This window comes from Paludibacterium flexuosum, from assembly GCF_037076605.1.
Lineage (GTDB): Bacteria > Pseudomonadota > Gammaproteobacteria > Burkholderiales > Chromobacteriaceae > Paludibacterium.
In genome coordinates this window covers 2515319-2528862 of the sequence record NZ_AP029060.1, presented here as the reverse complement: position 1 = coordinate 2528862, position 13544 = coordinate 2515319, and the positions used below count along the sequence as shown (strand labels likewise).

General features: G+C 57.1%; 8 protein-coding genes, 2 tRNA genes, 3 rRNA genes and 1 riboswitch. Of the genes, 1 reads left to right on the top strand and 12 read right to left on the bottom strand.

The window, feature by feature from the left end:
- Positions 1-14: 14 nt before the first annotated feature.
- Together AACH39_RS12005 and AACH39_RS12000 are read right to left on the bottom strand one after the other, a co-directional pair.
- Positions 15-908: a cobalamin-binding protein gene (locus AACH39_RS12005; RefSeq protein ID WP_338620112.1), complete on the bottom strand. Its 894-nt coding sequence runs from the start codon at positions 906-908 to the stop codon at positions 15-17.
- 55 nt (positions 909-963) lie between these two features.
- Positions 964-3024 carry a TonB-dependent receptor gene (locus AACH39_RS12000; RefSeq protein ID WP_338620111.1) on the bottom strand — a complete coding sequence of 687 codons (2061 nt, stop codon included), beginning with the start codon at positions 3022-3024 and terminating at the stop codon, positions 964-966.
- 107 nt (positions 3025-3131) lie between these two features.
- A riboswitch (cobalamin riboswitch) is annotated at positions 3132-3335 on the bottom strand.
- 70 nt (positions 3336-3405) lie between these two features.
- Here AACH39_RS12000 and AACH39_RS11995 point away from each other — a divergent pair.
- The gene (locus tag AACH39_RS11995) at positions 3406-4017 is read left to right on the top strand and encodes a histidine phosphatase family protein (protein WP_338620109.1); all 612 of its coding nucleotides are present in this window, start codon (positions 3406-3408) and stop codon (positions 4015-4017) included.
- Between the two features lie 42 nt (positions 4018-4059).
- Here AACH39_RS11995 and AACH39_RS11990 read toward each other — a convergent pair whose 3' ends face one another.
- The 10 genes from AACH39_RS11990 to AACH39_RS11945 form a co-directional block, all read right to left on the bottom strand.
- Positions 4060-4932 (bottom strand): SPOR domain-containing protein, encoded by an 873-nt coding sequence (locus AACH39_RS11990; protein ID WP_338620107.1) that lies wholly within the window; start codon positions 4930-4932, stop codon positions 4060-4062.
- The gene (locus tag AACH39_RS11985) at positions 4929-5645 is read right to left on the bottom strand and encodes a type III pantothenate kinase (protein WP_215779343.1); all 717 of its coding nucleotides are present in this window, start codon (positions 5643-5645) and stop codon (positions 4929-4931) included. The genes AACH39_RS11990 and AACH39_RS11985 overlap by 4 nt, the downstream gene beginning before the upstream one ends.
- Positions 5642-6607 (bottom strand): biotin--[acetyl-CoA-carboxylase] ligase, encoded by a 966-nt coding sequence (locus AACH39_RS11980; protein WP_215779345.1) that lies wholly within the window; start codon positions 6605-6607, stop codon positions 5642-5644. The genes AACH39_RS11985 and AACH39_RS11980 overlap by 4 nt, the downstream gene beginning before the upstream one ends.
- Positions 6600-7103 carry an adenylyltransferase/cytidyltransferase family protein gene (locus tag AACH39_RS11975; RefSeq protein WP_215779348.1) on the bottom strand — a complete coding sequence of 168 codons (504 nt, stop codon included), beginning with the start codon at positions 7101-7103 and terminating at the stop codon, positions 6600-6602. The genes AACH39_RS11980 and AACH39_RS11975 overlap by 8 nt, the downstream gene beginning before the upstream one ends.
- Positions 7078-7941, bottom strand: coding sequence for a ferritin-like domain-containing protein (locus tag AACH39_RS11970; RefSeq protein WP_215779350.1), 864 nt, complete (start codon positions 7939-7941; stop codon positions 7078-7080). Before AACH39_RS11970 ends, AACH39_RS11975 begins: the two co-directional genes overlap by 26 nt.
- 224 nt (positions 7942-8165) lie before the next feature.
- Positions 8166-8280: ribosomal RNA gene (gene rrf / locus AACH39_RS11965) — 5S ribosomal RNA — on the bottom strand.
- A 75-nt stretch (positions 8281-8355) separates the two neighbouring features.
- Positions 8356-11245 (bottom strand): 23S ribosomal RNA (locus tag AACH39_RS11960).
- A gap of 226 nt (positions 11246-11471) precedes the next feature.
- Positions 11472-11547: transfer RNA gene (locus AACH39_RS11955), tRNA-Ala, on the bottom strand.
- Positions 11548-11570: 23 nt separating this feature from the next.
- Positions 11571-11647: transfer RNA gene (locus AACH39_RS11950), tRNA-Ile, on the bottom strand.
- 75 nt (positions 11648-11722) lie between these two features.
- Positions 11723-13260 (bottom strand): 16S ribosomal RNA (locus tag AACH39_RS11945).
- The 16S, 23S and 5S rRNA genes sit together here with 2 tRNA genes alongside, the layout of an rRNA operon.
- Positions 13261-13544 lie beyond the last annotated feature (284 nt).

The window sequence follows — 13544 nt, the reverse complement described above, 5'->3', positions numbered from 1 at the left end:
AGCATAGCCAAGCCTCAGCGAGGCGTCAAACCGATCACCTGACGCGCATGGTCAAGCGTGGCGCAAATGGCCTCAGCCCCCAGCGCCAGACGCGGGCCGGGCCGACTGGCCAGATCGACATTCACCGCATAGCGCGTGCCCTGTGCCACCGCCGGAATCGCCTTCCAGCCATCCCAGATCGCCAGCTCCTGCGTACTGGCGGCCAGCATCACCTGCGGCCGTCCGGCAATCACCGCCTCGCGGCTCACCTGCGGCGCCGGCGCGGCCAGCCCGGCAAACAGATTGCGCCCGCCACACAGCTGCAGCACCGCGCCGACATAGCTGGCATTGCTGACGGTAAACAGCGGCGACTGACTCATCTGATAAAACACCGTCACCGGCGGCCGGCCCTGGTAACGCTGCCGCACGGCGGCAATGCGCGCCCGATAGGCGGCAGCCGCCTGATCGGCCACCGCCGGCGTACCGCTAAGTCGGCCGAGGGACTGCAGCTCGCGCGCCACATCGTCCAGCGCCAGCGGATGGCTGACAAACACCGCCACTCCCTGGGCACGCAAACGCTGCAACAGCTGCGGCGCACTGCCATCCTTCCAGGCCACCACCAGATCCGGCCGCTGGCGCAGAATCGCCTCCAGGCTGACGCCCATCAGATCCCCCACCTGCGGCAGCTGTTTCGCCGCCGGCGGGTAATCGCTGAACGCCACCGTCGCCACCATGCGCGAACCGCCCCCGGCGGCATACACCAGCTCGGTGGTGGACGGCGCCAGCGTAATGATGCGCCGGGCAGGCTGCGCCAGCGTCACCGGCGTGCCGGTGCCGTCGCGCACGCTGACCTGGGCGTGGGTATTCCATGACGCCACCACCCCTACCAGGGCCAGGGTCAACCGGACAGAAAATCGATTCGTTTGCATAGTCGGCATGATAGACCGCCCGCTGGGATGGCGGGCGGTGGGCGGGGGTTCGAACTTAGAAGTTAACGGTCAGCGTCGCCTGATAGGTACGCGGGTCTGAGGGATAAAGACCATACCCGGTAGCCATGCCCGTGCTTGGGTCAAGGATCACAGCACCATAGGTTGCATAGTGTCTATCCAGTAGGTTATTGATGCTGAAGGAGCCGCTCAAATTGCGCGAGAACTTCTGCGTCAATTTGGTGTTCACCACAGTATAGGCAGGTAGCTGGTTTGGATATTGATTCACCTGATCATTGTCCATATATTGCTTGCCTACGTACTGAGCATCCACATTCAGCCGAGTATTCTCTCTTATTGACCAAGATATCCCAAGGTTGGCCATTACCTGAGGGACCATTGGAATAGACCGTCCTACAAGGCTGCTCCCGCTGTAACTACCCTCTTTAAATGTGGCTTTTTGCCAAGTTAGGTTGCCATGCAGATCAAGTACCTGCATAAGCCGCGTTTGCCCCTCTACTTCAAGCCCCTGGTGACGTGTCTTAGGCAAATTCACATTTGCCCCGTAATTTAATGTAATGGCATTCGGAATATAAGCAATCTCATTAGTCACATCAGAGCGGAATATATCAATTCGAACACGACTATCGCGGTTAACCCACTCTGCACCAAGCTGCTGATCGTGAGACAGTTGAGGTTGGAGGGCAACAACATTGTTGTTATTGACTAGCTCATCGGAGTTTGGCAGGCGGAAGCTCTGGGCATGATTCGCAAAAAGACTCCAGTCTGACCCTAATGCCTGCCTCATACCCAACTGCCATGCATGCAGCTCCAGATCTGTGGTCGAACCAAAGGTTGCATAAGTATTGGTGTTATGAACAAGATCATCTACACGTTGGACGCGACCACCGATGGTGATACGCGCGCCAGACCAAAGACCTAACTCTGCTTCAGAAAACAGTGCCTGATGTCGTTGCTTGGAAGATGTCGAGCTGAGATAGGGAAATGCATTTGGCAGATTATTAGAGTTATCCGTAGCATTCCCGAACATCCAGTCGGTACCGATTGTGACACGATTATCCACAGCAAAAGGCAGGACATAACGTAGGCTGCCACTATCTTCAGTCAGCAACCGTTGGTCCGACCACCAACTAGTTGTATGAGAAAAGCTATTCGGCCCATAAGTCGAATCCGTACGTTTATCACGTGAGGCCAATTGGAAATAGAGACGGCCAAGACCTATGGCTTGATCACCCTGCACGCCAACCTCATTATTTTTAACAAAGCCATTGTCATACAACTTATTCGAGATAGTCGGATTAGTATTAAACTGATTCACGCCGTTTGCTGGCTGCACATACACAGGACCTGGTAGTCGCTCACTATCGCTACTAGAGCGGACATACAGGCGCACTTTGCCATCGTCGAGCTTCCAATTTAGCCCCAAACCACCTGCGTCCCTGCGTTCATCATTGTTAAGGCGATAATGGTCAGTTTTCAAAGACTGGCCATAACCGTCCAGGCTGAAGCGTACCCCTGCCAAATTGAAATGGGCATCTGTTTGACGTGTGTTAAAACTGCCAAACATCTGAGTCAGACTCACCGATGACTTCTCTGGATAACCTGCGGTGGTGATGATATTTATCACCCCCCCAGTTGCACCACTCCCATACTGAACGGCGCCACTGCCACGCACAACTTCGATACGCTCAATACTGGCTAAAGGAATATAGCTCAGGTCAGGGGCGGCAAGATCATTGGTATTCTGTTTCACGCCATCGACCAAAATCTGCGTATTGCTGATACCGCCTATGCCAAATCCATGCAAATCAACCTGAGAGGAGGTTCCACCCATATTAATTACATTGATCCCGGCAGCAGAGGACAGCACTTCCTGCACCGTGCGGGCACTGCTGTTGGCGATATCCTGCGCGGTAATCACGCTGACGCTGACCGGTGCCACGCCGCGGGCTTGCGGTACACCACTGGCGGTCACAACCACGTCACCACCATTGAATTCGGGAAGATCATCGGCCAGGGCAGCGCCGGCAAAGCAAAGCGCGACCAGGGCGACACCGTGTCTGAGTTGGAACATGTTCTCTGTCATCCGTAAAAACATTTTTATTGCGGCACGCCAAGGACAACAGCACGACAGAATGACACCGGCAGGCATACAGGCTGTGTGATCGCTTCCCCGCGATACGCCAAGCATTGTGGGGTGTGCATCCACTCACACCCTGGCCAGGCCGGTCTCCGGGCTTGGTCACTGGCTTCGCGCCTTCCCGCCCGAGGGCAGTGGCTGGTTGCGAAGCCCTGGCGTAGGGACACGCCGGACCTTACCGTTGCGGGGGCAGCGCCGGTCTTGCACCGGCTTCCCGTTTCACTCGCCTGGCCGACTGGCTGGCAAGCACCTGACGGCGGCATTATACCCGTTTGTGGTTGCCAGAAAACTTGACTTGGAATAAGGTCATAAGCCTTTGTCAAACCTGACAGATCTGCCATGAACCCCTATACGCTGACGCTGCTGCGTCACGGCGACATCGACCACCAGAACCTGCTGACCGGCCAGCGCGAGGCAGCGCTGACCGAAGCAGGCAGTGCCATGATGGACCGCAGCTGGCAACAAATCGCCGCCCTGGCACCGGTCTCCTGCATGGCCACCTCACCACTCAATCGTTGCCGCGAATTCGCCGTCCGGCGCGCGCTGGCCGCCTCGGTTCCCCTCAAGGTGGATGAGCGCTTTTCCGAACAGGATCTGGGGGAATGGGAAGGCGTGCCGCTGAGCGTGCTGGGCGAACTGACACCGAATTGGGAGGCGCAATGGCGCCAGGGCGAACTGACGCCACCCGGCGGCGAATCGCCGGAAGCCTTCCATACCCGCGTGCTCAGCGGCTTTTCTGCCTGGATCGCCGCCTCGCGCGGCTGTCACCGCGTGCTGGTGACCCATGCACCGGTGATTACCATCCTGCTGGCGGAATTACTGGAAATGGAACGGAGTGTGGCACGGCTGATCACGGTTCAGCCCGGCGGCTTCGTGCAATTGTCGATTCTGCAGGATCATCCGGCCTATCTGATGCGACTGGACGCGCCATTGGGCGGCGGAGCGGCATGAAAAAGGGGCGGATCGCTCCGCCCCTGCTGATCACCTGATCGCCTATCGTCCGCAGGCGACGGTCTTGAGGGCAATGCCCGGCGTCAGGCGCTGTTGCAGCGCACCGAGCGCCTTGAACTGGCTGTCGCTCAGATCGCTGAAATCCAGACGGGTCAGCTGGGTTTTGCCCCGAGCCTGGATCTCGGCCTTCGGGTAGCCGGCCTTCTTCAGTTTGTCGACCAGTGCCTGTGCCCCCTCCTGCTTGCCGAACAGGCCCAGCGACAACGCCCCCCTGAAGTCGCCTTCGTTCTGCACCACGTAGTTGTCGAATCCCTTTTGCGCCAACTCACCGGACAGCTTGCTGCTGGACAGCTTGGCCGGGATGTAGACCCAGTAGCGCAGATTACCGCCTGTCGCGCTGCTATCGTCGACCTGCTGGCTGTGCATTTGCGCCGCCTTGAGACGCAGCGTCGGCAAGCCGCCCTTCACGCGATCCAGCAGCGCCTGGCTCAGCCCACCCCACTGGGCGCACTGGCGGGCCACCGGCTCGCCGGCATGGGCGGCCGGCACCGAGGCAACCTTGGCTTTGTCGTGTGCGGCGGGCTTGTCATTTTGGACGGGTGCCTTGGCAGCAGGCTTGTCACCCTTGGGCGACACGGCGGACTTGGCAGTCGGCGCCGAGGCCACCGGGGCCGATGCGGCCTTGCCGAGCGGCGAAGTGACCGTCTGGGTCAGGGTCAGGGGTGCCGAGGCCACGAAGGGCGCCGAGGCGGCCATGGCTGCCGACGCCTGCGGCAGCCAGCCGGCCGGCAATACCTTCAGTTGCTCGGGTGAGACTTCATGGCTGTGGATATCCACGGGATCGTGCTGGCGCAGCAAGGCCACCACGCCGACAAACAGATTCAATGCCACGACCAGGCCCAGAAACCACTTCATGTCTTGTCCGCCACTTCTAATAAACCGGTAAGTACCAGATTATCCACGATCTCACAGGGGCTTGCGAGCAGCGGGGCGATTTTGCCGGCATCCCCGCCACTGAGCAGCAACGGCGCCAGCGGACGACCGGTATGCTGCGCCAGCCGCAGCCGCAGCCGCCCGATGGCGCCGGCCATGGCATCCAGTGCCCCGCTGGCCAGCGCATCGGCTGTCTGTTGCGGAAAATCGCACCATTGCCCGGCGGGCTGATCCAGCCGCGCAGTGTTCTTTGCCAGTGCATCCAGCATCAGACGATAGCCCGGCATGATCAGGCCGCCAAGGTAGTCCCCCTCGGCGGTGAGCGCCTCGACGGTCAGCGCGGTGCCGGCACTGGCCACCACCACATCGCCCTGCACCAGACGGCGGGCCGCCAGCACCGCCAGCCAGCGATCCACCCCCATCTGGCGCGGATCGACATAATGATTGCGTACCCCGGCGGTGACCACGGCTGTCTCGACCCACTGCAGCGGACACGGCAGTTGCTGTTCGATGCGATGACAAACTTCGGGCTGCACCACGGCGGCACCATAGGCGCGGGCCAGCGAAAAGGACGCCAGCTGCGCCGACAGGGTTTCAATGGCCTGATGCTCCAGCGCCCCCTGTGCCAGACATTGCTCGCCCTGATACACCGCCCACTTGATGCGGGTATTGCCGGCATCGATCAGCAAAATCATGTCGCACTCCGCAAGCTGACTTCCCCGACATGAAACACCTGCCGACCCTGCGGGGTATCCACCAGCAGGGCGCCATTGCCAGCCACCCCGCGCGCCACGCCTTCAATCGGCTGGCCATGCGAGAAGCTCAGCCGGACCGGCTTGTCCTGATGGGTGGACAGTGCCATCCATTCCGATGCCAGCGGCTCGAAACCATGTTGGTTGAAGGCGCAAAGCACCTGATGCAACTCGTTGAGCAGCAGGGCCAGCAAATGATTGCGGCTGATGCGGATGCCACACTCGCGCAGACCAGCCACGGCCTGATCCACTCCCTGCGGAGCTTGCAGGTTGATGCCGATGCCAATGACCACGGCGGCCGGCCCAAGGGCATCGCCCGACAGCTCGATGAGGATCCCGGCCATCTTGCGGCCATCCAGCAGCACATCATTCGGCCACTTCAGCTCAACCGGGGCTCCCAGGGCACGCAGCACACGCGCCAGCGCGAGGCCGATGGCCAGGGACAGGCCAGCCAGCTCGGCCAGGCCACGGTCAAAGCGCCACAGCAGCGAGAACATCAGACAGTCCCCCAGCCGGGCATGCCAGGCGCGACCGAGGCGGCCACGACCCGCGCTTTGCAGCTCGGCAGCCAGCACTAGTCCGTGCAGGCCATCGCTGTTTGCGCGGTTCATCAACTGGGTATTGGTCGAATCCACCTGATCGGCGACGGCGAGCGTCCAGGTTTCCGCACAGTCTGCAGACAACTCGGCACGCACGGTCGCGACATCCAGCCAGTCGAACGGCTCGACCAGACGGTAGCCCTGACCGCGTACGCTGAAGACCGGCAACTGAAACTCGGTCTGGATGGTATGCACAGCTTGCCAGATCAGCGTGCGCGAGCAGCCCAGCTGCTGCGCGATGGCTTCGCCGGAATGAAATTTGCCATCCGACAGCGCACGCAGCACGGCAAACGGCCAATCAGCCATGACCCGGCTCCGAAGCGCGGATCTTTTGCAGTGTGGCCGTCGTCGAGGTAGCGAAAAGGAAGGGGATTGAATGCACCTCACCGCCACGGGCCAGGGTTTCTGCCGAACCGACAATCTTGTCGATCGGCCAGTCCCCTCCCTTGACCAGGATCTCGGGCTTGATCAGCTCGATCAGGGCCGCCGGGGTATCGTCGTCAAACCAGGTCACCAGCGACACGCACTCCAAAGAGGCAATCACTGCCGCACGGTTTTCCAGCGGATTGATCGGCCGATCGGCACCTTTGCCCAGACGACGGACCGAGGCATCGGTATTGAGCGCCACGATCAGTCCCTGACCGAGGCTGCGGGCCTGGGCCAGATAGGTCACATGACCGCGATGGATGATGTCGAAGGCGCCGTTGGTAAAGACCAGGGGGCGGGGTAAGCCGGACAAACGGCCAGGCAGTTCGTCCGGGGCACACAGTTTTTGCTCAAACAGCGGGGTTGGGTACGACATTTGGCTCCTTCAGACTCGCCGTCAATTCTTTGCGGTACCGATTCAAGGATTGAATCGTTTCAATCGGCCGCTCAAACAGATTAGACAAGTTGCGAAGGATACCACCCACCACGCGTGCTTCCCAAGTTTCATCAAAGTGAATCTGACTCGACAACCAGGCTTCCAGCCATGCCGGGTCGGGCAGACGCGACTGGACGGTGTCGTTCGGGAACAGACTCTGATTGACGTGCAGATTGGTCGGATGCAGCGGTTTGTTGGAACGGGAAGAAGAAGCCATCAGCAGACCGATCTTGGCAAAGGCAGCACGGGCCTCATTGCCACAGCGCTCAATGGCCTTTTTCATGTACTTGAGATAGGCACCGCCATGACGTGCCTCATCCTGCGACAGGGTCTTGTAGATGTGCTTGATGACCGGCTCCTGATGCCAGTCGGCGGCACAGCGATACCACTGCGTCAGGCGTACCTCACCACAGAAGTGCAGCATCAGGGTTTCCAGCTGCGGGGCCGGATCGAACTCAAAGCGGACAGCGTGCAGTTCTTCTTCGCTCGGCAGCAGATCCGGGCGGAAACGACGCAGATACTCCATCAGCACCAGGGCATGCTTCTGCTCTTCATAGAACCAGATGGACATGAAGGCGGAAAAATCGGAATCGTTGCGGTTGTCGCGCAGGAACATCTCCGTGGCCGGCAAGGCCGCCCATTCGGTGATGGCATTCATCTTGATGGTCTTGGCCTGCTCTTCGGACAGTTTGCCAGCGTCAAATTCATCCCAGGGAATGTCCTGCGCCATATTCCAGCGCGCCTTTTCCAGCTGGGCAAACAGTTCGGGATACAACATGGCCTCTCCTCTACGGATCTCTGAGGCGTCGATTGTAGGACAGGAAGCGCCCTGACGAAAGCATTCTTTTGACTTGCATCAAATCTATCTGATTTTGATGAGGAATTTGGGAGGAACGGCAAGCCAGAAATTCTGACAAACAAAATGACTTGAGGCTGAAGCAAGGGGCACGATGGCCACAAAGCAAAAAGCCCAGACCTGGTGGTCTGGGCTTTGCATGGGGAGTCTGGCAGTGTCCTACTTTCACACGGCGAATGCCGCACTATCATCGGCGCTAAGGCGTTTCACGGTCCTGTTCGGGATGGGAAGGCGTGGGACCACCTCGCTATGGCCGCCAGACATAAACTGTCTACAAACTGCAGAAGCCGTTTGGTTTGAATTCGTATGTATCGGGCACAAAGCCCATCAAATGATAGGATCAAGCCTCACGAGCCATTAGTATCGGTTAGCTTCACGCCTCACAGCGCTTCCACACCCGACCTATCAACGTCCTGGTCTCGAACGACTCTTCAGGAGGGTCTAGCCCTCAGGGAAGTCTCATCTTCAGGCGAGTTTCCCGCTTAGATGCTTTCAGCGGTTATCTCTTCCGAACTTAGCTACCCGGCGATGCCACTGGCGTGACAACCGGTACACCAGAGGTTCGTCCACTCCGGTCCTCTCGTACTAGGAGCAGCCCCCGTCAAACTTCCAACGCCCACTGCAGATAGGGACCAAACTGTCTCACGACGTTTTGAACCCAGCTCGCGTACCACTTTAAATGGCGAACAGCCATACCCTTGGGACCGGCTACAGCCCCAGGATGTGATGAGCCGACATCGAGGTGCCAAACTCCGCCGTCGATGTGAACTCTTGGGCGGAATCAGCCTGTTATCCCCGGAGTACCTTTTATCCGTTGAGCGATGGCCCTTCCATTCAGAACCACCGGATCACTATGTCCTGCTTTCGCACCTGCTCGACTTGTCGGTCTCGCAGTTAAGCCACCTTTTGCCATTGCACTATCAGCACGATTTCCGACCGTACCTAGGTGACCTTCGAACTCCTCCGTTACACTTTGGGAGGAGACCGCCCCAGTCAAACTGCCTACCATGCACTGTCCCCGATCCGGATCACGGACCTAGGTTAGAACCTCAAACACACCAGGGTGGTATTTCAAGGACGGCTCCACGCAAACTAGCGTTCACGCTTCATAGCCTCCCACCTATCCTACACAAGTCTGTTCAAAGTCCCATGCAAAGCTACAGTAAAGGTTCACGGGGTCTTTCCGTCTAGCAGCGGGTAGATTGCATCTTCACAAACATTTCAACTTCGCTGAGTCTCAGGAGGAGACAGTGTGGCCATCGTTACGCCATTCGTGCGGGTCGGAACTTACCCGACAAGGAATTTCGCTACCTTAGGACCGTTATAGTTACGGCCGCCGTTTACCGGGGCTTCGATCAAGAGCTTGCACCCCATCACTTAACCTTCCGGCACCGGGCAGGCGTCACACCGTATACGTCCACTTTCGTGTTGGCACAGTGCTGTGTTTTTGATAAACAGTCGCAGCCACCGATTCTCTGCGACCTCTCAAAGCTTCGGACGCGAAGTCCTACACCCTAAGAGGCATACCTTCTCCCGAAGTTACGGTATCAATTTGCCGAGTTCCTTCTCCTGAGTTCTCTCAAGCACCTTAGAATTTTCTTCCTGCCCACCTGTGTCGGTTTGCGGTACGGTTCTCATACAGCTGAAGCTTAGAGGCTTTTCCTGGAAGCAGGGTATCAGTCACTTCAGGTCCGTAGACCCTCGTTATCACTTCTCGGCGTTAACGAACACGTGGATTTGCCTGCGTGTCCCGCCTACCAGCTTGAACCAACTATTCCAACAGTTGGCTGACCTAACCTTCTCCGTCCCCCCATCGCACTGTATGAAAGTACTGGAATGTTAACCAGTTTCCCATCGACTACGCATTTCTGCCTCGCCTTAGGGGCCGACTCACCCTACGCCGATGAACGTTGCGTAGGAAACCTTGGGCTTTCGGTGAGCGGGCTTTTCACCCGCTTTATCGCTACTCATGTCAGCATTCGCACTTCTGATATCTCCAGCATGCCTTTCGACACACCTTCACAGACCTACAGAACGCTCCCCTACCACTTGCACTCGCGTGCAAATCCGCAGCTTCGGTTATCAGTTTGAGCCCCGTTACATCTTCCGCGCAGGACGACTCGACCAGTGAGCTATTACGCTTTCTTTAAATGATGGCTGCTTCTAAGCCAACATCCTGGCTGTCTGGGCCTTCCCACTTCGTTTACCACTTAACTGATCATTTGGGACCTTAGCTGGCGGTCTGGGTTGTTTCCCTCTTGACGATGGACGTTAGCACCCACCGTCTGTCTCCCATGCTCGCACTTTCCGGTATTCAGAGTTTGCCATGGGTTGGTAAGTCGCAATGACCCCCTAGCCATAACAGTGCTTTACCCCCGGAAGTGATACATGAGGCACTACCTAAATAGTTTTCGGGGAGAACCAGCTATCTCCGAGTTTGTTTAGCCTTTCACCCCTATCCACAGCTCATCCCCTAATTTTGCAACATTAGTGGGTTCGGACCTCCAGTGCGTGTTACCGCACCTTCATCCTGGCCATGGATAGATCACTCGGTTTCGGGTCTACGCCCAGCAACTGAAGCGCCCTATTCGGACTCGCTTTCGCTACGCCTCCCCTATTCGGTTAAGCTCGCTACTGAACGTAAGTCGCTGACCCATTATACAAAAGGTACGCAGTCACCCCTTGCGAGGCTCCCACTGTTTGTATGCATCCGGTTTCAGGTTCTATTTCACTCCCCTCCCGGGGTTCTTTTCGCCTTTCCCTCACGGTACTGGTTCACTATCGGTCGATCATGAGTATTTAGCCTTGGAGGATGGTCCCCCATCTTCAGACAGGATTTCTCGTGTCCCGCCCTACTTGTCGTACGCTCAGTGCCACCATTCAGTTTTCGTGTACGGGGCTATCACCCACTATGGCGAGCCTTTCCAGACTCTTCCACTAACTCAACGGCTAAAACGTACAGGCTCTTCCATTTTCGCTCACCACTACTCACGGAATCTCGGTTGATTTCTTTTCCTGCGGGTACTTAGATGTTTCAGTTCTCCGCGTTCGCTCTACCCACCCTATGTGTTCAGGTGGGAGTGACCCCTAAGGGCCGGGTTTCCCCATTCGGACATCGCGGGATCAAAGCTCTATTGCCAGCTCCCCCGCGCTTTTCGCAGGCTTACACGTCCTTCATCGCCTATGATCGCCAAGGCATCCACCAGATGCACTTACTCGCTTGACCCTATCATTTCAAGGGCCTTGCGCACTCGCCTTGCCGGTACCTCTACCGGCAAAACGTCGATACATACAATTACCCAAAGTTGAATCCAAACGAGGATGAAACCATCCTGGCTCAGAATCAATTTTGTATTCGGCTTCTTCAGTTTGTTAAAGATCAGTGCGCTAAACAATTAACGCCAATCACAAGGCTCTGCTTGAAAGCCTTCTGATTGTCATTAAGAGTGGGGTGGTGGAGGCAGACGGGATCGAACCGACGACATCCAGCTTGCAAAGCTGGCGCTCTCCCAACTGAGCTATGCCCCCATTTGAACGGTCACATGCAGGATTGGTGGGTCTGGTTGGACTCGAACCAACGACCCCCGCCTTATCAAGACGGTGCTCTAACCGGCTGAGCTACAAACCCCCAGATAGTCATTGCATGCGACTTTGCGCTTTGAACAACCGATAGGCTGTGAGTACCAGGATCGACTTTCTCTAGAAAGGAGGTGATCCAGCCGCAGGTTCCCCTACGGCTACCTTGTTACGACTTCACCCCAGTCATGAAGCATACCGTGGTAAGCGGCCTCCTTGCGGTTAGCCTACCCACTTCTGGTATCCCCCACTCCCATGGTGTGACGGGCGGTGTGTACAAGACCCGGGAACGTATTCACCGCAGCATGCTGATCTGCGATTACTAGCGATTCCGACTTCACGCACTCGAGTTGCAGAGTGCGATCCGGACTACGATCGGTTTTTTGAGATTGGCTCCACCTCGCGGCTTCGCGACCCTCTGTACCGACCATTGTATGACGTGTGAAGCCCTGCTCATAAGGGCCATGAGGACTTGACGTCATCCCCACCTTCCTCCGGTTTGTCACCGGCAGTCTCATTAGAGTGCCCAACTTAATGATGGCAACTAATGACAAGGGTTGCGCTCGTTGCGGGACTTAACCCAACATCTCACGACACGAGCTGACGACAGCCATGCAGCACCTGTGTTACCGCTCCCTTTCGGGCACACCCAAATCTCTTCGGGCTTCGGTACATGTCAAGAGCAGGTAAGGTTTTTCGCGTTGCATCGAATTAATCCACATCATCCACCGCTTGTGCGGGTCCCCGTCAATTCCTTTGAGTTTTAACCTTGCGGCCGTACTCCCCAGGCGGTCAACTTCTCGCGTTAGCTACGCTACCAAGGATTCAAACCCCCAACAGCTAGTTGACATCGTTTAGGGCGTGGACTACCAGGGTATCTAATCCTGTTTGCTCCCCACGCTTTCGTGCATGAGCGTCAGTGTCATCCCAGGGGGCTGCCTTCGCCATCGGTATTCCTCCACATCTCTACGCATTTCACTGCTACACGTGGAATTCTACCCCCCTCTGACGCACTCTAGCCTTGCAGTCTCCAATGCCGTTCCCAGGTTGAGCCCGGGGCTTTCACATCAGACTTGCAAAACCGCCTGCGCACGCTTTACGCCCAGTAATTCCGATTAACGCTTGCACCCTACGTATTACCGCGGCTGCTGGCACGTAGTTAGCCGGTGCTTATTCTTCAGGTACTCTCATCCCCGCTCATTATTCACAAGCAGGATTTGCTCCCTGACAAAAGTCCTTTACAACCCGAAGGCCTTCTTCAGACACGCGGCATGGCTGGATCAGGGTTGCCCCCATTGTCCAAAATTCCCCACTGCTGCCTCCCGTAGGAGTCTGGGCCGTGTCTCAGTCCCAGTGTGGCGGATCATCCTCTCAGACCCGCTACTGATCGTCGCCTTGGTGGGCCTTTACCCCACCAACTAGCTAATCAGACGTCGGCCGCTCGAATAACGCGAGGCCCAAAGGTCCCCCGCTTTCCTCCTCAGAGCGTATGCGGTATTAGCACAACTTTCGCTGCGTTATCCCCCATTACTCGGCACGTTCCGACGCATTACTCACCCGTTCGCCACTCGCCACCAGGAGCAAGCTCCCGTGCTGCCGTTCGACTTGCATGTGTAAAGCATGCCGCCAGCGTTCAATCTGAGCCAGGATCAAACTCTTCAGTTCAATCTCTATGCTTTTCGTACTATCTGGCACGCAAGGACTTCAAAAGAACCCCGTAAGGTTTTTTTCTGTCTCTTGCAGTGCAAGTGTCGGTCTCTCCCGGCACTCACACCTATCGGTTGTTCGTTTTGTTAAAGAGCGGTGCTGCGTTGTTGCTGCAGCGAAGAAGGCGAACTATACGCGTCGAAATCATACTCGTCAACACCGACATTACAAAAAAGCCGCTGAATTTCAGCATATGTCAGATAAGCCACTGTTTTGATGATTGATTCAGGCTTCTCTTACTG